The organism is Thermomicrobium roseum DSM 5159 (assembly GCF_000021685.1).
Taxonomy (GTDB): Bacteria; Chloroflexota; Chloroflexia; order Thermomicrobiales; family Thermomicrobiaceae; genus Thermomicrobium; species Thermomicrobium roseum.
Window position 1 is genome coordinate 762,460 of record NC_011959.1, and the last position, 19,294, is coordinate 781,753.

General features: G+C 60.7%; 22 protein-coding genes and 1 tRNA gene. 16 read left to right on the forward strand and 7 right to left on the reverse strand.

The features are described from left to right. Window positions 1–11: 11 nt before the first annotated feature. Both rnpM and nusA read right to left on the reverse strand, forming a co-directional pair. A complete protein-coding gene (gene rnpM / locus TRD_RS03545) occupies window positions 12–371 on the reverse strand; it encodes an RNase P modulator RnpM (protein WP_041436476.1) in 360 nt (119 codons plus the stop codon). Between the two features lie 29 nt (window positions 372–400). Beyond that, window positions 401–1,720 carry a transcription termination factor NusA gene (gene nusA / locus TRD_RS03550; RefSeq protein WP_012642161.1) on the reverse strand — a complete coding sequence of 440 codons (1,320 nt, stop codon included), beginning with the start codon at window positions 1,718–1,720 and terminating at the stop codon, window positions 401–403. A gap of 321 nt (window positions 1,721–2,041) precedes the next feature. Between nusA and TRD_RS03555 the strand changes: the two genes are divergently transcribed. The 7 genes from TRD_RS03555 (at window position 2,042) to tatA (ending at window position 8,719) form a co-directional block, all read left to right on the forward strand. After that, a complete protein-coding gene (locus TRD_RS03555; RefSeq protein ID WP_012642163.1) occupies window positions 2,042–3,430 on the forward strand; it encodes a gluconeogenesis factor YvcK family protein in 1,389 nt (462 codons plus the stop codon). A gap of 34 nt (window positions 3,431–3,464) precedes the next feature. Further along, a complete protein-coding gene (gene gap / locus TRD_RS03560) occupies window positions 3,465–4,487 on the forward strand; it encodes a type I glyceraldehyde-3-phosphate dehydrogenase (protein ID WP_012642164.1) in 1,023 nt (340 codons plus the stop codon). 35 nt (window positions 4,488–4,522) lie between these two features. Then, window positions 4,523–5,701 (forward strand): phosphoglycerate kinase, encoded by a 1,179-nt coding sequence (locus TRD_RS03565; RefSeq protein WP_012642165.1) that lies wholly within the window; start codon window positions 4,523–4,525, stop codon window positions 5,699–5,701. A gap of 9 nt (window positions 5,702–5,710) precedes the next feature. Next, window positions 5,711–6,493 (forward strand): triose-phosphate isomerase, encoded by a 783-nt coding sequence (gene tpiA / locus TRD_RS03570; RefSeq protein WP_012642166.1) that lies wholly within the window; start codon window positions 5,711–5,713, stop codon window positions 6,491–6,493. Between the two features lie 5 nt (window positions 6,494–6,498). Continuing rightward, window positions 6,499–6,720, forward strand: a complete 222-nt coding sequence (gene secG / locus TRD_RS03575) for a preprotein translocase subunit SecG (protein ID WP_012642167.1) — start codon at window positions 6,499–6,501, stop codon at window positions 6,718–6,720. Between the two features lie 26 nt (window positions 6,721–6,746). Next, complete coding sequence (locus TRD_RS03580) at window positions 6,747–8,465, forward strand: peptide ABC transporter substrate-binding protein (RefSeq protein WP_012642168.1); 1,719 nt, start codon at window positions 6,747–6,749, stop codon at window positions 8,463–8,465. A 65-nt stretch (window positions 8,466–8,530) separates the two neighbouring features. Continuing rightward, the gene (gene tatA, locus TRD_RS03585; protein ID WP_012642169.1) at window positions 8,531–8,719 is read left to right on the forward strand and encodes a twin-arginine translocase TatA/TatE family subunit; all 189 of its coding nucleotides are present in this window, start codon (window positions 8,531–8,533) and stop codon (window positions 8,717–8,719) included. Between the two features lie 7 nt (window positions 8,720–8,726). Here tatA and TRD_RS03590 read toward each other — a convergent pair whose 3' ends face one another. Continuing rightward, on the reverse strand, window positions 8,727–8,981 hold the full coding sequence (locus tag TRD_RS03590; RefSeq protein ID WP_012642170.1) for a hypothetical protein: 255 nt from the start codon (window positions 8,979–8,981) through the stop codon (window positions 8,727–8,729). Window positions 8,982–9,256: 275 nt separating this feature from the next. On the opposite strand from TRD_RS03590, the gene TRD_RS14820 reads away from it, so the two are divergent. Further along, window positions 9,257–9,433, forward strand: coding sequence for a hypothetical protein (locus TRD_RS14820; RefSeq protein ID WP_012642171.1), 177 nt, complete (start codon window positions 9,257–9,259; stop codon window positions 9,431–9,433). Between the two features lie 472 nt (window positions 9,434–9,905). On the opposite strand, the gene TRD_RS13520 is transcribed toward TRD_RS14820, so the two are convergent. Continuing rightward, the gene (locus tag TRD_RS13520) at window positions 9,906–10,208 is read right to left on the reverse strand and encodes a protein kinase domain-containing protein (RefSeq protein ID WP_012642172.1); all 303 of its coding nucleotides are present in this window, start codon (window positions 10,206–10,208) and stop codon (window positions 9,906–9,908) included. Window positions 10,209–10,452: 244 nt separating this feature from the next. On the opposite strand from TRD_RS13520, the gene lepB reads away from it, so the two are divergent. The 3 genes from lepB (at window position 10,453) to TRD_RS03615 (ending at window position 12,107) form a co-directional block, all read left to right on the forward strand. After that, window positions 10,453–11,118: a signal peptidase I gene (gene lepB / locus TRD_RS03605; RefSeq protein ID WP_012642174.1), complete on the forward strand. Its 666-nt coding sequence runs from the start codon at window positions 10,453–10,455 to the stop codon at window positions 11,116–11,118. Window positions 11,119–11,224: 106 nt separating this feature from the next. Further along, complete coding sequence (locus tag TRD_RS03610) at window positions 11,225–11,770, forward strand: bifunctional nuclease family protein (RefSeq protein ID WP_012642175.1); 546 nt, start codon at window positions 11,225–11,227, stop codon at window positions 11,768–11,770. Window positions 11,771–11,777: 7 nt separating this feature from the next. Continuing rightward, window positions 11,778–12,107, forward strand: a complete 330-nt coding sequence (locus tag TRD_RS03615) for a hypothetical protein (RefSeq protein ID WP_012642176.1) — start codon at window positions 11,778–11,780, stop codon at window positions 12,105–12,107. A 7-nt stretch (window positions 12,108–12,114) separates the two neighbouring features. Here the strand turns inward: TRD_RS03615 and TRD_RS13525 are convergent, their stop codons facing one another. Beyond that, window positions 12,115–12,561 carry a DnaJ family domain-containing protein gene (locus tag TRD_RS13525; protein WP_012642177.1) on the reverse strand — a complete coding sequence of 149 codons (447 nt, stop codon included), beginning with the start codon at window positions 12,559–12,561 and terminating at the stop codon, window positions 12,115–12,117. A 96-nt stretch (window positions 12,562–12,657) separates the two neighbouring features. Between TRD_RS13525 and TRD_RS03625 the strand changes: the two genes are divergently transcribed. Beyond that, window positions 12,658–13,203, forward strand: a complete 546-nt coding sequence (locus tag TRD_RS03625) for an NADH-quinone oxidoreductase subunit NuoE family protein (RefSeq protein ID WP_041435951.1) — start codon at window positions 12,658–12,660, stop codon at window positions 13,201–13,203. Continuing rightward, window positions 13,187–14,911 (forward strand): complex I 51 kDa subunit family protein, encoded by a 1,725-nt coding sequence (locus TRD_RS03630; protein ID WP_012642179.1) that lies wholly within the window; start codon window positions 13,187–13,189, stop codon window positions 14,909–14,911. Before TRD_RS03625 ends, TRD_RS03630 begins: the two co-directional genes overlap by 17 nt. A 60-nt stretch (window positions 14,912–14,971) precedes the next feature. Here TRD_RS03630 and TRD_RS03635 read toward each other — a convergent pair whose 3' ends face one another. Then, entirely contained in the window at window positions 14,972–15,961 is a 990-nt protein-coding gene (locus TRD_RS03635; protein WP_012642180.1) for an ornithine cyclodeaminase family protein, read from the reverse strand. 174 nt (window positions 15,962–16,135) lie between these two features. On the opposite strand from TRD_RS03635, the gene TRD_RS03640 reads away from it, so the two are divergent. The 3 genes from TRD_RS03640 to fabF all read left to right on the forward strand — a co-directional run bounded on the left by TRD_RS03640 (window position 16,136) and on the right by fabF (window position 18,691). Beyond that, window positions 16,136–16,207 (forward strand) — tRNA-Asn (locus TRD_RS03640). A gap of 194 nt (window positions 16,208–16,401) precedes the next feature. Beyond that, window positions 16,402–17,388 (forward strand): 2-hydroxyacid dehydrogenase, encoded by a 987-nt coding sequence (locus tag TRD_RS03645; protein WP_012642181.1) that lies wholly within the window; start codon window positions 16,402–16,404, stop codon window positions 17,386–17,388. A gap of 1 nt (window position 17,389) precedes the next feature. Beyond that, a complete protein-coding gene (fabF, locus tag TRD_RS03650; RefSeq protein WP_012642182.1) occupies window positions 17,390–18,691 on the forward strand; it encodes a beta-ketoacyl-ACP synthase II in 1,302 nt (433 codons plus the stop codon). Here the strand turns inward: fabF and TRD_RS14095 are convergent. Then, a complete protein-coding gene (locus TRD_RS14095) occupies window positions 18,613–19,278 on the reverse strand; it encodes a DsbA family oxidoreductase (protein ID WP_081433395.1) in 666 nt (221 codons plus the stop codon). The genes fabF and TRD_RS14095 overlap by 79 nt on opposite strands. Window positions 19,279–19,294 lie beyond the last annotated feature (16 nt).

Here is a 19,294-nt window from a genome sequence, read left to right on the forward strand (position 1 = left end):
CGCTTTGGTGCTCATAGCTGGTCCTCCTGTTCGGGTGTTGTCTCAGGTGCGGGCGGGTCGTCACGGCGGATGTGCAGATCGGCCCAACGAAGGAGTTCGTCACGAAACTCCTGTGGGACGGGTATGCGGAGAGCACGTTCGAGGACGTCGGTATTTGCTGCTCGCTCCCAACAACTAAACCGTCGGCAAAGATACGCGCCGCGCCCGCTCCGCTTTCCGGTCGGATCGATGGCGAGCGTCCCTTCCGGGGTCCGCACGATACGGACAAATGTTCGCTTGAGATCTCGAGCGCGGCAAGCGACGCAGGTGCGGACAGGCAAATGCTTGAGCCGCGGTCCGCGGCGCTTGCGCTGGTCGGGACGCTCGCTCATCGTCACGACCTCCTCGACGAGAAACGGGATCAACGGACATTCGCCGTTTCGTCATCGGTCAATGGTAGCTCACGACCGGTTTCGAAATCGTACCGAGCACGAAGTTCGCGATCGTAATAGACATTGACGACGCCGTTGACGATTTCCACGTCGACGCTCTTGAGCACGAGATCGCTGGGCAGCGGACCGAACTCGCGCTCCCGGATGCTGAACGTGCCGTCCGGGCGAACGAGGCGTGGCTGCCGACCGAGTGCCATGAGATCGGGCGGAAGCTCGGGCAAGCTCGTGGCCGAGCGAACGAGCAGTGCCTCCTCCCCCTTCAGCGACTCTGGATCCTTGATATCGATCCGCCAACCGGTCAGCTTGTACGCCAGCCGGGCGTTTTGGCCGTCCTTGCCGATCGCCTGCGACATCTGCTCCGGCGGCACGACGACCCGAGCGACCTTCTCATCCTCGTTGAGGATGACCGTGATCGGCTTGGCCGGGCTCAGGGCGTTGGCGATGAACGTGCGGATGTCCGACGACCACTCGATCACGTCGATCTTCTCACCCGAAAGCTCGGTGACGATGCTCTGGATCCGCACGCCGCGGACACCGACGCAGGCGCCGACCGGGTCGACCTTGTCCTGCCGAGCAGCGACAGCGACTTTGGATCGCTGGCCTGGTTCACGGGCGATGGCCATGACTTCGACGGCACCGCTCGCAACCTCCGGTACCTCGAGCTCGAGCAGTCGCTTGATCAAGTTCGGGTGCGTGCGGGACACCAAAAGCTGCGGTCCCTTCGCGTCCTTGGTGACATCGACCAGGTACACCTTGAGCCGCTGCCCTGGGCGATACCGCTCACCGGGAATCTGCTCCCGTGCCGGGAGAATAGCCTCCGCTTTGCCGAAGCTCAGGATTACCGCACGCGCATCGACGCGCTGCACCGTACCAGTCAGGACTTCGCCGACGCGATCGATGAATTCGTTGTAGATCGTGTCGCGCTCGAAATCCCGGATCCGCTGCAGGATCACCTGCTTGGCGGTCTGGGCCGCGATCCGGCCGAAGTTGGACGGCTGGCGCTCGATCCGGACGATGTCCCCGACGATCGCACGGGGATCGATCTTGCGCGCCTCCTCGATGGAAATCTCGCTGAGCGGATCGTTTACCTTCTCGACGACCCGCTTCGGCGCGAAGATACGGATCTTTCCGGTGTTGACGTCGATTTCGATTTCGACTTCCTCGTCGGAGCCCGTCGCCTTCTTGTACACTGTCCGCAGTGCTTGCTGGACGGACTCCATGACTGCCTCGCGTGGAATGCCGCGCTCGGCAGCCACCTGTGCAATTGCGGTGTAGAGATCGCTCTTCATCGTGATCGCCCCCCTTCGTCATGCGCTCCGGAATCCGGCTGGTGGGCTGCCAGCCAGGGCAAAAATTAAAGTGGGCATTGCCCACTTGTCCGGGGCGCTCCGTTTACCGTATACAGTATACCAACTGCTCGTCGGTGGTGCAAGGGATGTGCGCCGAGCCTCACCAGCTGGTCCGCGAAGCATGTGCAGGCTCGCAAAAGGCTCGACCCGATGCCCAGGGAGCACTGGGTTATTGGGGATCGCGCTGACGGCGTTCGCCGCACGGCGCCTGAGACTGCTGCTATACTGGCCCGGGGTTGCGGGACGGGGAACGGGGGACGGATGAAGCTCCGCACCTGGTTACGCCCGGGAATGTTCGTCAAGCGATGGATCCTGTTGCTCGCACTCGGTGTCGTGACGACGAGTCTCGGGCTCGCCATGGGCCTCGCCTGGATCTACCGCAATTACGACTTCCCCCAACGTGTGTCCGGTCTGGTGCGGGCAGTGACCTTGCAATTCATTCCCCATCCCTACCGGGAACTCTTGATGATCACGGTGGGGAGCACGCTCATCGTGCTCGGTTTTTGGCAACTTTCGCGTTCACTGTTGGCCCCGTTTCTCGATCAGCGGGTAGACAAGCGAGGATTGGCCGAGATCATTCATGCTCATCGCTTCGGTCCGCAAGAGCCAGAGTTCCACATCGTCGCGATCGGTGGGGGGACGGGACTCTCGACGTTGCTTCGTGGTCTCAAGGCGCACAATGTCGCGATTACGGCGATCGTGACGATGGGGGACGATGGTGGAAGCTCTGGTCGGCTACGCCAAGACTTCAATATTCCTCCCCCAGGTGACATCCGCAACTGCTTGGTTGCACTGGCCGATGCCGAGCCCTTGATGAGCGAGCTCTTCCAGTTTCGCTTTCCTGAAGTGGGCTCGCCCTTGGACGGACATAACTTTGGAAATCTTTTCATCGCCGCGATGACTCACGTGACCGGTAGCTTCGAGCGCGCAGTGGCTGAATCATCGCGCGTCCTGGCGGTACGTGGGCGAGTGATGCCGTCGACGTTGGAAAACATCACTGTCTGTGCTGAATTCGCCGATGGGCATGTCGTTCGCGGTGAGTCGGCGATCGGGCGAGAGCGCGGAAAGATTCAGCGCATCTTCCTCGATCCTGAGCGTCCGCAGGCCTACGAGCCTGCCCTCCTGGCCATACTTTCAGCGGATCTGATCGTACTCGGACCGGGCAGCTTATTCACCTCGGTGATTCCCAACTTGCTCGTCGAAGGGATCGTGCAATCGATCCGGCTGTCGTCGGCGCTCAAGGTCTTTGTGTGCAACGTGACGACACAGCGGGGCGAGACGGATGGGTTTTCCGTTGTCGATCATCTCCAGGCGCTCGAACGGCATGCTGGTGGCCCCCTCGTGGATTGTCTGCTCGTGAACTCGAACCTGGAGCCGACTCGGCGACTGGCAGCGAGCGGCGTCTTTGGGGTTCGGCTCGATGGGTTGCACCAGCTCGCTGAGCGGATTCATGTCGTCCTCCAGGATGTGATCAACCCTGAGCAACCTTGGCGGCACGATCCAACGAAGCTCGCGGCTGCGCTGCTTGAGTTGGCACGTGCTGCGAAGCGAGGACACGAGTTTGCTGGAGGATATCGCGAGTTGGTTGGACTGGTCGGGAAAGAAGCTGGTCGAGTGTCCGTGGAGGCGATCGCGCAGAAGCGAGGCTGACCGTCGGACGGCGAAGAACCGGGAGGGTAGGGTTGTGGCGGTTCGTGTGGGCATCAACGGGTTCGGGCGAATCGGGCGGCAAGTGCTCAAGGCGATCCTGGAGGGGTACGACGACGAACTGGAGGTGGTCGCGGTTAATGACCTCACGACTCCCTCGACGCTCGCGCATCTCTTCGCGTGGGATTCGACGTACGGACGCTGGGATGGCGAGGTGACTGCGACCGAGGATTCGATCGTGGTCGATGGTCGCGAGATCCGTGTCTTCGCGGAACGGGAGCCGGGAAAGATTCCCTGGCGAGACTTGGAAGTCGAACTCGTGATCGAGTCGACGGGCTTGTTTACCGATGCAGCCAAAGCGCGAGCGCATCTGGAAGCGGGAGCTCAAAAGGTGATCATCTCGGCTCCTGCCAAGGGTGAGGACATCACGATCGTGTTGGGTGTCAACGAGGATGCGTACGATCCGACTCGGCATCACATCGTTTCTAACGCGTCCTGCACGACCAATTGTCTCGCACCGGTCGCGAAAGTTCTTCACGAGCACTTCGGCATCGTGCGCGGGCTCATGACGACGGTCCATGCGTATACCAACGACCAGCAGTTGTTGGATGCGCCACACCGTGACCTGCGGCGTGCGCGCGCGGCAGCGATGAACATCGTGCCAACCACGACCGGCGCAGCACGAGCGGTCGCACTCGTGTTGCCCGAGTTGAAGGGGAAGTTCGACGGCTTTGCGATGCGTGTGCCCGTCGCTACCGTGTCGGTCATCGACTTCGTCGTAGAGCTTTCGCGTCAAGCCACCGCGGAGGAGATCAATGCGGCCTTCCGGGAGGCGGCGGAGAACGAGCTGAACGGCATTCTCGGCTACACCGAAGAGCCGCTGGTCTCGAGTGACTTCCGCGGTGACTCGCGATCAGCGATCGTGGATGGCTTGAGCACCATGGTGCTCGATGGAACGCTGGCGAAAGTGGTTGCGTGGTACGACAACGAGTGGGGGTACTCCTGCCGCGTCGCCGATCTTGCCTATTACATGATGATCGGCTGTTTCCAGGAAGAGTGACGAGGCGACGCGGGGGTATAGCGGTGGCGAGGCGGTTGCGAACGGTACGCGACCTGGAGGTCGAGGAGCGCCGTGTCCTCGTTCGGGTCGATTACAATGTTCCGCTCGAGGGAGGACGCGTTGTCGACGATACCCGCATCCGGGCTACCTTGCCGACGTTGCAGTGGTTGCTCGAGCGGCGGGCGCGGATCATCCTCTGCTCTCATCTCGGACGGCCGAAGGGACAGGTGCGCGAGGAGTTGCGACTCGCTCCGGTGGCGGCGACGCTGAGCGGGCTTCTCGGGCAACCCGTTCGCTCGGTGCGTGACATCGTCGGACCGGAAGCGCAGGAAATGGCCCGACGCTTGCAACCAGGCGAAGTAGGCATGCTAGAAAACCTCCGCTTCGATCCGCGAGAAGAACAGAACGATGCAGAATTCGCAGCAGCCTTAGCCGCTCTGGCCGATTGCTACGTGAACGATGCCTTCGGTGCAGCGCATCGCGCGCATGCATCGGTCGTTGCGGTCGCTCGTTTATTACCGAGTGCTGCCGGGTTTCTCATGGAGCGGGAAGTCCAAGCGTTGGAACGGGTCCTCCGCAGTGACGAGCGACCGTTCGTCCTCGTGCTCGGCGGCGCAAAGGTATCCGACAAGATCGGGGTGATCGAGAACTTACTACCGCGTGCCGATGCGCTCCTGCTCGGTGGCGGGATGGCAAACACCTTTTTGCGGGCACGGGGGCTCGAGACAGGGCGCTCGTTGGTCGAGGAAGAAAAGGTTCCCGAGGCACAGCGCATTCTCGATCTAGCGGCCGCGCGCGGTGTGCGCGTCGAGCTTCCGCGCGACGTGGTCGTCGCACCGACGATGAGCGCTGTCTCCCAGCGCCGCATCGTACCGGTTACCGCGATCCCTCCTGATCAAGCGGTTTACGATATCGGACCCGAGACGGTGCGGGCGTACTCAGCGGTGATCGCTGGTGCCCGCCTCTTGGTCTGGAATGGTCCGATGGGTGTGTACGAGGTTCCCGAGTTCCGCGAGGGAACGAAAGGGATCGCCGAAGCAGTCGCCGGATGTTCTGGTTTTACGCTCGTGGGTGGGGGCGATTCCGCGGCTGCGCTTCAGGAACTCGGTCTAGCCGAGCGCGTTGGGCATCTCTCCACCGGTGGAGGGGCGACACTCGAGTATTTGGAAGGTCGCGAACTTCCTGGAGTTGCGGTGCTCATGGAAGAAGCCTGAGAGTGGAGGATGCGAAGACCGCTGATCGCCGGTAACTGGAAGATGCACACGACCTACGAGCAGGCGCTGGAGTTAGCTCGTGCGATCCAGGCTCGTTGTGGAATGGCGGAGTATGCCGAGGTAGTCCTCATCCCACCGTTCCCCTGGATCGTGCCGCTGTCTCGGCAACTTAACGGAAGTTCGATTTCGCTGGGCGCCCAGACCTGCAGTGCCTTCGACGAGGGCGCCTATACGGGCGAAGTGTCTGCCAAGATGGTGGCCCCATTTTGCCGCTATGTGATCGTCGGTCACAGCGAACGCCGACGCTTGTTCGGTGAAACGGATGCAGTGGTCGCTGCCAAGCTCCGTGCTGTGTTGCGGAACGGCCTCCAGCCGATCCTGTGCGTCGGGGAGACGCTCGAAGAACGGGAGTCAGGCGCGACGAGAGACATTGTCGAGCGACAGATCGCAGCGGCATGCAGCGATCTCGAGAGCGGGCAGGTCGCGCGACTGGTCATCGCGTACGAGCCGGTATGGGCAATCGGGACGGGTCGCCCAGCTACCTCCGCGGATGCCGAGCTCGTCGCTTCTTGGATCCGTGCCTGGTTCCGGGAACGATTCGGGTCGGGGATCAGCGAAGGGCTCCGTATCCTCTACGGTGGGAGCGTCACGGCTGCCAACGCAGCTGACTTTCTGGCGGTCGGCGATATCGATGGGGCGCTCGTCGGTGGGGCGAGTTTGGATGCCCGCGAGTTCTGTAGCATTGTGGAGGCTGCTGTGGAACGTGCCCAGCGTATCGCCGAAGGAGGCTAGGGACCGTGGAGACGGCGTTCTACGTCGCGATCATTTTGGTTTCGCTCTTGTTGATGATGGTGATCCTGCTGCAATCCAAGGCGTCCGGGTTCAGTGGTGCTTTCGGTGGAGATACGTCAGCAATCTATCGCACGCGGCGAGGCCTAGAGAAGACGCTGTTCCAGTTGACGATCGGTGTTGCGGTCATTTTCGTCGTTCTCTCCCTCTTGGGGCAGTGGCTGCTCTAGGCTGACTTCGACGAAGGGTCACCCGGTTGACGACTGTTCGGGGACGCACGTCACTCCAGCGATTCCGCCGAGTGCGCTGGTGGGCGCTCTGGCTGGCGAGTTCGCTGCTGGTTGTCCTGGTCAGCGGAATACTCGTTCTTTGGCGACTCCATCTACCCCCTCGCAGTGCTTCGAGCATGACACCGATTCGGAGTGAGTCGGTGCTCCCGAGCCCCTCGGCTGAGCCCGCTCAAATCGAGGGAGGAACGTTCCGCGAGGGGATTATAGGCCGTATCGAGACGCTCAATCCGTTGCTCGCCGAGTCGACGGCGGAAGCGGCGGTGAGCGTGCTCGTGTTCGAGGGGCTGGTTTGGGTAGACGGAAGCGGAGTACCGCAGCCAGCGCTGGCGGAGCGCTGGACGATGAGTGATGATGGATTAGAATACACCTTTTTTCTCCGGCCGGATGCCCAGTGGCATGACGGTGAACCGGTTACTGCCCGCGATGTCCTTTTCACGATACGCCTTCTCCAGGACCCTCGTTTTCCAAGAAACGAGACGATGGCAAACTTCTGGCGAACGGTTACCGTCGAGGTCGTCGATGCAGAATCGGTTCGTTTTCGTCTGCCCGAGCCGTATGCCCCATTCCCGACCTACCTGTCGCTGCCGATCCTGCCAGAACATGTCCTGGCGGGGACGGTGGTGAGTGACTTACTACGCAGTCGCTTCGAGTCACAGCCTATCGGGAGTGGGCCGTACCGGGTTGTTCGGGTCGATCGAGACCGGGGAGTGATCGAACTCGCTCGGCACGAATCATACCGGAGGCCGACTCCTCTGTTCGAGCGAGTGGAGTTGCATTTCTTCGAATCGGTCGATGAGGCCCTGGCTGCCTTTCGGCGCGGTGATCTGGACGCGGTCGATCTGGTGCCGTGGGGAGCGCTCGGTGACCCGAAGTTGATGGGTTCTCGCGTCCGCATCTACGCTCCATTACTCGCTGGGTATACAGCGCTCTTTCTGAACAGTCAGGCACAGTTTTTCGCCGATGTCCGGGTCCGTCAGGCGTTGTCTCTCGCGATCGATCGTGTCCAGTTAGTCCGCGATGTACTCAACAATTGGGCTGAACCAGGAAATGGACCGATTCCCCCAGCTTCATGGGCTTATCAAGCGCAAGAGTATCGCTTCGATCGTGCGGCAGCACTGAGCCTTCTTCGAGAGGCAGGGTGGGAAGATCGCAACGGTGATGGGGTCCTGGACAAGGAAGGGTTGACCTTTCGCTTTACGCTCTTGACGAACGTCGATGATCCGCAACGAGTGGCTGTCGCTCAGGCAGTGGCGCAGCAACTGGCGGAAATCGGTATCAGCGTCACCGTTCAGCCGGTGGCATCGGCGACACTCCAGCGACAACTGTTGAATCGCGAGTACACTGCTGCTGTGTTCGGATGGATGTCCCTGACCGGCGATCCGGACATGTTCGAGTTCTGGCATTCCTCGCAAGCCGAGGAAGGGGCGAACATCACGGGTTTCCGGAGCCGCACAATCGATGTGCTCCTCGAGAAGGCCAGACAGGTATCCGATCAGGACGAGCGACGATCTCTTTACGTCGAGTTCCAGCGACTCTTCGCCGAATACGTGCCGGCGATCGTCCTCTACTACCCCCGTTATTGCTTCGTGATGAGTGATCGCATCGGCGGTGTCGATGCTGCACCGCTCATTCGACCCGAAGATCATCTCCGGCAGCTTCCGCGCTGGTATCGGATCGCGGGGTAGCGTGCTCTCGCTCTTTCGCCTATACTCGACACTGCGTGCTTGGTGCACATGACTGGAGGCATTCGGTGTATCCGCTTTTGCTCCCCTCATTCGGCTGGCAGGAATTGCTGCTCGTCCTGCTGATCGTGCTCGTCGTTTTCGGCGCCGGTCGGCTACCGGAGATCGGTAGTGCCATCGGACGCACGATCCGAGAGTTCCGAACCGCGACGCGCGAAGCGACTGCCGAGGTTTCGGGAGACGAGCCGCGTTCGTGAGTGAATCTCAGTGCTCGTCGCGGACGACAGTGACGAGCTGACTTGGACGCTGGTCGCTCCCCTCGTCCAGGAGTTCGATGTATGTGATGCGATGCCACGGGTACAGCACAGTGATCACTCTCTGAGCGGTGGTGGTCAAGCGTTCGCCGTCGAATCGCCGCGGCTTCCGTAGGAACACGGACTGGTGTTGCGGATCAGGGGGTTTATCGACTTCGGCGACGAACGGGTCGTCGTTCAGGACATGCGCGATGACTTGGTGCATGCTTCGTTCCTCCTCGAATCCAGTGCGAGCCGTATAACTGAGATCCGACTGTCCGAGGTTCCAAGATAGGAGACGCCTCGGCCCTCGAGTGGTGTCGGGACACCGGGAGTGCCGAGGTCGATCGTCTCGTTTATCGGTTCATCTGCTACGAGCTGGATGAGCGTATCTGCCCCGGTCGCGATCAGCAATGTGGAATCCGCAAGAAGTTGGTGTGCTCGCGATCTGCGCCAGGTAGGTGACTTCCTGGATCACGTTACCAGCAAGGGGGCGCAGGCATGGATCGTTCCAACATTGCCGACGAGTATCAGCAGGTTCGACCATCTTATCGGGGATGCCACGAAGGTTTGCTCGAAGCAGCGTCTCCCGATGATAGTGCCATTACACTGCAGGCAGGTGACCGTGCCGTCGAGCGACGCCAGGACGATCCGCGACGAGCGAGTTGTCCAGGATGACTGATGCACGCACTTCGTCATCGGTGTGAGAGGACGCGAGAATCCGATCCCTCTTGGGGCAGTAGTCGGGTTACGAGATCGGTCTGGCGACTGCTTGTTGCCGAAGAACGACTTGGGGGTGTATCGCGCAGAGCGCGCCGTGCTGCGGCCATCAATCCGGCATCGGAGAAACGCTGTCTGGGATCGTAGGCCAGTGCCTGGAGAACAATGTTCTGGACAGTCTCATGAGTTTGGGATCGAACCGCCGGGACGGGGTTTGGGACAGCGAGAAAGGTGGTTGGTCGCGGCGATCGACGCTCGTTGCGAAGTGATAAAGCGTTGCTCCCGGTGCAGAGAGGTCACCGCGTGGATCGATGATCCCGCGTGATCATTCAGGTGGTGCGTAGCCGACTGTACCGACGACCGTGTCGCGGCAGAGTGGTTGGAACAGTCGAGCGATGCCGACATCGATGAGGCAGAGCGTCTCGTCCGGTCAGAGATTGATGTGCGATGGCCTGAGATCACGAAACATGATCGGTTGTGATTGTTGAGTCTGGAGAGACGAGAGAACATCGAGTAACTGGACCGCCCAGTGGATGAGGAGTGACTCGATAACGGGTTGGCCGGTGCGTGCGAGGTACCGTTCGAGGTCTTCTCCGGGTGCGAACTCGAGTTCGAGACAACAGCCAGACTGTTCGGCGAGGAAGTCATAGACCTGGGGGATGGCTGGATGGCGCAGTGTGGCGAGAAGTGCCGCTTCTTGCTCGAGGGTGGAGTTCGCGCACAGTGGAATCATCACTCCGCCGCATGACTTTGCTGGCACACGATCCTTCTACTTGGAAGAACCGTTCGTCTCGGGCGAGGAAGACGGTACTCATTCCGCCATTGCCGAGTTCTCTCAGGATCCGATAACGTCGGGCGATCAACGAACCCTGACTGAGGTGCCTTATGGGAGCTGCTCCTCCTGCCGCGTCCGCATGCTCTTCACCGGATATAATCGGCGTCCGGATGGTCACCGATGAGACTTGGAGCCAGGTGCGATGAGGGATCTCGAGGGCGAGCATAAGCCGGTGGGGACAGCGAAAGAGGAGGCGCGTCGGCGATCATTCGCTTGGGATCTTGCTGAAACACTCCTGATCGCGCTCGTTCTTTTCGTCGCTATCCGGGGGCTCATCCTGAACTATCGCGTGGACGGTTCCAGTATGGAGCCGACACTGCACAATGGGGAGATGCTCATCGTCAACCGACGTGCGTATATGGGAATCCCGCTCGGTCGATGGCTGGCAGCTCTGCCGGGAGTCGAGATCGACCAGGATTGGGTCTGGTACCCGTTCGGTCAGCCGAAGCGTGGTGATATCATCGTCTTTCGACCCCCGAACGGAGGAAGCGAGCCGTATGTCAAGCGGATCATCGCCTTGCCTGGGGAGCACGTCGAAATCCGGGACGGGGCTGTCTACATCGACGGGAAGCGTCTCGTCGAGCCTTATCTGACCGAACCGACGATGTGGCGAGGAATGGCGCTGAATCATGAGTACGTGGTGGAGCCGGGGCATGTCTTCGTGATGGGGGACAACCGGAACAACAGCAGTGACTCGCGAGTCTTCGGTGCGGTACCGATGTCGTCGATCATCGGGAAGGCGTGGCTCACGTACTGGCCGCCGGATGAGGCGAAACTTTTGGGCACGCCAGCGTACGCCTTGGAGTGACCGGCCCAGGAGTGTAGAATGGTGATGACGCGTGGAGTACAACGTGTGGGCGTGGCGGGAGGGACCCTGTACGAAAATGTGAGCGCGCCAGAGGAAGGTGCAGGGTATGATCGAGACGGTTGTCGATAGCATCCGCGTCAGCTTGGTGACACAGCATCGGGTCGTGCTCCTGAGGGAGGTCCATGGAGATCGGCACCTCCCGATCTGGATCGGTCCCTTCGAGGCCGAGGCGATCGCGATGGCGATCCAGGGCATGACGCCTGCCCGCCCGCTGCCGTATGACCTCCTGCGCACGATCATCGCTGAACTCGGGGCGGAGATCCGGGAGGTAGCGGTCACGGATCTCGCTCAGGAGATCTTTTATGCTCGGATCGTCCTCACGGTCAATGGCCGACGCATCGAGATCGACAGTCGACCGAGCGATGCGATCGCTCTTGCGGTCCGCGCTAAGGTGCCGATTTATGTGGATGAGTCGGTGATGGATCGCGCGGGTGTCCGTTTGGAGAGTGAAGAGGAATCGGAGAGCGAGGCAGAATTCGAGCCGCCGGAAATCGAGCGTGTCGAATCAGAAGAATCGATCTCCGAGGCAGATTTGTCGGTTTTCCGAGAGGTGATCGAGTCGCTCGATCTCGATGACTTGGATAAGAAGTAGGAGAAGCATGGATCCGCGCTGGGAACGTGTTCGAGCGATCGTGCTCAATTTGGTCGAGCGGTGCGCTGTCTGTGGCCAACGATTCGACCCGGAGGACCTGCAGGCGCTCGGACGCTCTCGTTCGACCTGGGCGTTCCGGCTGACCTGTCGCTCCTGTGGCGTCTCGAGTTTGATCGCTGCGGTCATCGGTGAGGAGGAGTTTGCGGTGAGCTCAGCTCATTCGAAGAGGGAACCCGTAACCGAACGTGATGTCGAGGAGATCCGGACTTTTCTCGAACACTTCGATGGAGATTTCCAGCGGTTATTCGGTTACTCCGGTAACGGTGGAGGTCGATGAGCTAACCTCAGGGTGGGGATTCCCCGCGACGACGCCACTCACGTTCGATCATGTCCTCAGGAAAGCGTACGAGTTCATGCCCCAATGATGGACAACGAAGATTGTGGAGATCGATCTTCTTGTTGACGGCGCGGGCCAGTTCCCGATAACGCCATGCCAAGCGACGCAGGATGGCGACGTTCCCGGGGTCGCTTCGATCGAATTCTTCTGCCGCTCGCCAGTACTCGTCCCAGGCCTGCCGAACCAGGGCACGCTCCGTGTAGATTTCCTTCCGTAGCTGTAACCAATCGGGAAGGAGCCCATTCTTTTTTAGAATCCGATGTGCGGCCCATACTTCGCTGGGACTGCCGTCGTCGGGTGGAAGGGGCCGCCCCTCACCAGTCAAATTGCGGAAGGCACCAGCCTCTTGTGCTTCGCGGATACGCTCTTCGACGAGTCGGTCCAGCCAGAACATCCGGAATTCCTCCGATTCGAGAGTAAGTATAGCCTGGCTCGCTGAATGCTGACCCGTCTGCGTATACTGGCCCCGGATGAGCGAGAGGATCGGGTGATGGAGGAAAGGGAAACGGCTCGCCGGGAGATCGATCTCCAGCCACTCCGACGTATCCTCGAGGAACGGTATCGCCCTCGAGACCACCAGGAGGCACAGGAACTGGTTGTCGGTGCTTGCCAGGAAGCGCAGCATCTTTACGGGTGGGTACCGCCGCAGGCCGCGCAACTCATTGCTGAGCATCTGGGCGTGACGATCAATCGGGTCTATGGACTGCTTACCTTCTACGCAGACTTTCGCACCGAACCACCGGGTGAGCATTTCCTGTGGCTCTGTCACGGTGCCGCATGCTATATCGCTGGGTCACAGAAGGTTGTCGATGCTTTGCGGACCGAATACCGTCTCGGTGAGGACGGAACGACTTCCGACGGTCTTTTGACCGTGCACGTTTTCGATGGATGCTTGGGGGCGTGCGACTTGGCGCCCGTTGCTCAACTCGATCATCACGAGTACATCGGACAGCTCGATGCGAATCGCTTGCGGGAGCTCGTCGAGGAGCTTCGAGCGTGCCGGAGGGTAGGGAGTAACGATGAAACGATTGAGTGATCGGGCAGCGTTCGAGCAGTACGCTGCGGAGGCACGTGCACGGTGGGAGCGGCTGTGGTCAGAAGACCAGTGGGTGATTTCGGTGGGGATAAGCGGGTGCAGTATCGCGAAGGGGGCGTTGGAGACGTACCGGAACTTGTCGCTGCACCTCTCCGAAGGACATATCCCAGCTGTGCTCCGGCAGGTCGGCTGTGGTGGTTGGTGCTTCGCCGAGCCGTTCGTCGAAGTGAAGCTCCCCGGGCACCCGCCGATCGTCTACGGCTGGATGACGACAGACCGTGTCCCTGAGCTGCTGGACGCGCTCCGTCGTGGCGATCTCCGGCCAGACTGGGCGCTCGGTGTCCGAGCTGCCGGGGCTTGGCACGGTATCCCGCCGCTCACCGAGCATCCGTTTCTCCGACGCCAGCGCCGGCTGTTGCTCGAACATGCGGGCATCATCGATCCGGAATCGATCGAGGACTTTATTGCGATCGGTGGCTACCGCGCTTTCCTCAAGGCGCTTTTCGAGATGACGCCGGAGGAAGTCATCGCCGAGGTCAAGGCGTCTAACCTGCGCGGCCGGGGTGGAGCCGGGTTCCCGACCGGAATCAAATGGGAAAGCGGGCGCCGCACGCCGGCGCGACCAAAATATGTGGTCGTCAATAGTCATGAGGGAGAACCGAACGTCTTCAAGGATCGGCGCCTCCTCGAATCGAACCCGCATCTCGTCCTGGAGGGCTTGCTGATCGGCTGTTACGCTCTCGAGACACCCTGCGGTTACAACTACATCGGCGGCGAACATGCCCTTGCCCTTCAGCGATTCCAGCGTGCCGTCGAGCAAGCGTATGAATTGGGGTTGCTCGGTGACGACATCCTGGGGAGTGGCTTCTCCTGCCACGTGCGGATCCGCACCGGAGGTGGTGCGTACATCTGTGGCGAAGGTTCAGCCTTGATGTACGCGATCATGGGCCAGCGGGGACAGCCGCGAACCAAGCCACCCCGCTCCGTGGAAGAAGGACTCTGGCGTCGCCCGACGGTGCTGAACAATACCGAAACGTTCGCCTCGATTCCGGCGATCATCCAGAATGGTGGTTCCTGGTACGCCTCCTTGGGTACCAAAGAAAGCACTGGGACCAAACTCGTGACTATGCAGGGACCGGTCAAGTATCTCGGCGTCGCCGAGATCGAATTCGGTCTCTCGATGCGTGAACTCATCTTCGATGTGTTCGGCGGTCTGCGCGAAGGCTACCGCCTCAAGGGAATTCAGACCGGCGGTGTGTCGGCGGGTCCTCTGCGCGAGGATGAGTTGGACGTGCCCATCGACTTCGAGGCACTCACACCGCTCGGAGCGATGGTCGGTTCCGGGGGATTCGTCGCTTTCGACGAGTCCGTCTGTGCGGTCGATTTCGCCCGCTATCTCGTCGCGTTCAGTCGTTACGAGTCGTGTGGCAAGTGCACGCCCTGCCGGCTCGGAACACCAGCGTTGGTCGAGATCCTGGATCGTATCCGGCATGGATTCGGCCGACCAGAGGATTTGGACATCATCCAGTATGCAAGCAAGCACATCATCGAGCTCTCTTTGTGCGGTCTGGGCCAAGTTGCACCGATGCCGCTACTCGGCATGCTGGAGCGCTTCCGCGACGAGTTCATCGAACATATCACCGAGCGACGCTGTCGCGCAGGAGTTTGCCCGATCGCGGCAGGAGAACCGCTCAGCGTCGGACGCTGATCCATCCTTCGCTGAGTCCCAGATTGCCACCGATGACGGCATGCTTGTTTGTCGCGGTTTTCACAACGAGATCGTGAGCCCACGCCCTCTCGCAACAGCCTGGCTCACGGCTTCGGCGGCGACTGCCAGATCCTGAACGGCGTTACCCACTGATTTGAAAAGGGTGATTTGCTCGGGCGATGTCCGACCTGGCCTCTCCCCGGCGACGATCTGACCGAGTTCGGTTCGAATATGCTCTTCGTCGATGAGACCAGCGCGAAGTGGCTTGATCAGGTCACCTGCCTCGGCGAGCGCTGCGCTCAGCGCGTCGACCACGACGTAAGCCCGAGCTACTGTTTCCGGTGGGATCTCCTGCATCTCGGGAGTAAAGGCGCCAATGGCATTGATATGGACGCCTGCTGGTACGAGTTTGTCAGGAAAGAGCGGTTCTCGAGCTGTGGTGGCGGTACAGATAACGTCGACACGGGGCAAGACCGTGAGCGGATCTTCGATCGGAATGACCTCGGCTGAACAATCAGGCATGAGCTGGCGAAGACGGTCACCGAAGGTTGCGGCGGCTTCACGGTTGCGATCGTACACATAGACTTTTCGAATCGGTCGAACAGTCAGGACCGCCCATGCCTGCGTCGGACCCTGTGCTCCGGCGCCGATGATGAGAAGCGTTTCGGCGTCGTGGCGGGCCAGTAGGTCGGTAGCGGCACCGGAGGCGGCTCCGGTACGGAGAGCAGTGAGATAGGTGCCGTCGAGCAACGCGCTCGGTTCGCCCGTGATCGGGTCGACGGTGAGGACTGCCGCGTGAATGGTCGGCTTGCTATGCAGGCGCGGGTTGTCAGTAAACACCGAGACGACCTTCAGGCCGAGTCCACCGGTCGAGGGGACGAAAGCTGGCATGAAGAGGACGGTACCGTTGTGGTCCACAACCTCGAGCGGTGTCCGCAGCGGTGACTGTGCTCGACCGAGGGAGAGATCGCGGAAGGCCTGCTTGACGAGTTCTATCGCTCTCGACATCGGCACGAGTTCTTGCACGTCGCGTCGCGTCAAGACCAGCATCGTCAATCATCCCTCCGGAACAGTTGCACTCAGTCGGCCGCAGTGTACCACGAGAGCGTTTTCGCGATGTGTGCGGGACCGAAAAGTGAAAATCAACTCGACGGTCAGGACCCTGTTGCCTTGACGGCTCGACGGCAGTTGTGGCAAAATGCGGGTGCGACAAACGAAGAGCGGTCCCCGATAGCTCAACGGTAGAGCAGGCGGCTGTTAACCGCAAGGTTGCAGGTTCGAATCCTGCTCGGGGAGCCGGATGAGGAAGCCACCCGATCGGGTGGCTTCCTGTGTTTGACGCTGTTTCGTGCTCCAGTGCGGGGTGTCTGCTAGCGGACAATTGGCGTTTCTCGTGTCAGTACGGGATACGAGTTCCGGCTGTGTGTCACGAGCGATAGAATGCGAGCAGGTCGAATCGGGATGGTGGATACGAGGAGAGAGGGCTGAGCGTGCGAGTAGTCGTAACGAGGCGGATTCCCGAGGCTGGACTACAAGTTCTCGAGCGAGCTGGCATAGAGTACCGCATTTGGCCGGGAGAGCTTCCACCGAGTCGAGAGGAGCTGATCGAGTTCGCGCGTGGTGCCGATGGATTGCTGACGCTATTGACGGAACGCATCGACGAAGCGCTGCTCAACGCCTTACCGACCGTCAAAGTCGTGAGTAATATGGCGGTTGGCTTCGACAACATCGACGTCGATGCATGCACGAGAAGGGGTGTCGTCGTCTGCATTACGCCAGATGTTCTGACGGAAACAACAGCCGACTTTACCTGGGCGCTAATGCTTGCCGTCGCACGGCGCGTCTGCGAGGCGGCTGAAAGCGTTCGTGCCGGTACCTGGAGAACTTGGGAACCACTCGGCTTCCTCGGGCGCGATCTCTCCGGTGCAACGCTGGGGATCGTCGGTTTCGGCCGGATCGGCCGCGCAGTAGCGCGTCGAGCTCGTGGATTCGATATGCGAGTGTTGTACACTGACAAGACCCGGCAGTCATCCGAGGTTGAGCGAGATCTCAGGGCGACGTTTGTCCCCCTCGAGCAGCTTCTGGCGGAAAGCGACATCGTGACACTGCACGTGCCTTTGACACCAGAAACCAGAAAGCTGATCGGCGCGCGGGAACTGGCATTGATGAAGCCTCGATCGATCCTCATCAATACGGCACGTGGTCCCGTCGTCGATACCGAGGCCCTGGTAAGAGCTCTTCGAACAGGTCATCTCTGGGGCGCAGGGTTGGACGTCACCGATCCTGAGCCGTTGCCAGCCGATCACCCGCTTCTGCAGTGCCCGAACGTGATTGTCACGCCGCACATCGCGAGTGCGAGCGAGACGACACGTGCGCGTATGGCTGAGTTGGCGGCCGAGAATCTCGTTGCGGCTCTCCAGAACCGACGTCCACCGCGGTCGTTGAATTGGGACGAGGTCCGCGGGAAGGAAAACTGAGATGCGCCGCGTGGTGGTGACCGGGATCGGGATGATTACGCCGATCGGAAACGACCCGACGGCCGTGTGGCGGGCGCTCATGGATGGACACTCTGGTACGTCGCGGCTGACTCGGGTACCGGCGGATGATTTACCGAGTCGGATCGCGGGAGAGGTCAGAGGGTTCGAACCCGAACAGTACTTACCCACCAAGGAGGTCAGGCGAACGGATCGCTTCGTGCAGTTTGCGGTCGCTGCGGCGAGAGAGGCTCTAGTTGCTGCTCGTCTCGACTTGACACCTGGACTTGCGGAGCGCACAGCCGTCTTGATCGGATCGGCGCTCGGTGGAGTGGAAACGTTCGAAGCTGGGGTCGAGACATTGCGGACACGTGGAGCGGGGAAAGTCAGTCCCTTCCTCATTCCGATGTTTCTCGCGGATATGGCTGGAGGAGTGACTGCGATCCAGATCGGTGCTACCGGACCCAATTTTGCGACGCTGTCGGCATGTGCGAGCGGTGCCAATGCGATCGGTGAGGCTGCTCGGATGATTCGGGACGGTCGGGCCGATATCGCCCTGGCCGGTGGGAGCGAGGCACCGCTGACACGCACCGTGGTAGCTGGCTTCGCAGCCTTGCAGGCGTTGTCGCGTCGCAACGACGAGCCGGAGACCGCGAGTCGCCCGTTCGATCGTACGCGCGATGGTTTCGTGATCGCTGAAGGGGCAGCCATTTTAGTGCTGGAAGCTGAAGACTTTGCGCGTGAGCGCGGCGCCCCGATTCTCGCCGAGGTCGTTGGTTATGGGACGACGGCGGATGCTCATCACATCGTGCAGCCCTGTGCCGATGGGCGGGGCGCAGTGGCAGCGATGCGGCAGGCTTTGGACGATGCTAGGCTCTCGACCAAAGACATCGACTACATCAACGCACATGGAACGAGTACACCGCTGAACGATGCAGCGGAAACAGCTGCGTTGAAGCAATTTTTCGGTGGTCGACAGGCTGTTCCACCCGTCAGTTCGACGAAGGCACTCACCGGACACCTCTTGGGCGCAGCTGGTGCCCTGGAAGCAGCGATCTCGGTACTCGCTTTGATGCATCAAATCATCCCACCGACCTGGCACCTCTCGGAACCAGACCCGGACTGCGACCTCGACTACGTGCCGAATGCACCACGGAAAGAGCGCCTTCGCTACGTCATGAGCAATGCTTTCGGTTTCGGTGGACACAATGCCGTGTTGATCTTCGGTCAGTATCCGTCGAGCGAGTCCCCGTCGAGTCGCCAGAGTTGGTCGAGCCACTCTTCGACGAACGTCGGATCATCATGAAGCACCAACGGCAACCCGTGCGGCGTGGTGCCTTCTCGCAAACCCGGGCTATGAACGTTCGTCCCCAACTCGACGACGAACAAATGGGGGCTCCCCTGTATCGCGCGGGAGTGACTCTCTTGCCAGTCATTCCAGAGTTCGCGCCAACCTTTGCCGGACCAGAATGCGTCTTGCAGTCGATCAGTGGCGATTCCCTTTCGGTCGAGTATGTCGATGAGTTCGGGTAGGACGGCGACATTGCACTGGTCGAGGAAGAAGGCTTCTCTCACGGCCCGATCGACGGTGTCGGCGAAATCGAGGTCTTGCTGGCGTGCAGCAGCGGCCAGGGCCATTGCAGGAAGGAAAGTAGAGGGAAAATCGTCCCGTTGCCACGGGGCGAATGCGTCCGGCTCGCAACGGGCGAGAATAACGCGTTCGGCTTCCAGGAGCCAACGTGGGGTGGCACATCGGTTGACGAGCTCGAGTGGCCAATAGCGCCAGAGGACACGAATCGGGCGGCGGGAGACGCGCAGCGCACGGCGCAGACGCAGCGAAACGACATAACTCCAAGGGCATTGGATATCGGACCAAAACTCGATCGTCAGCATGATATTCTCCCTTCCG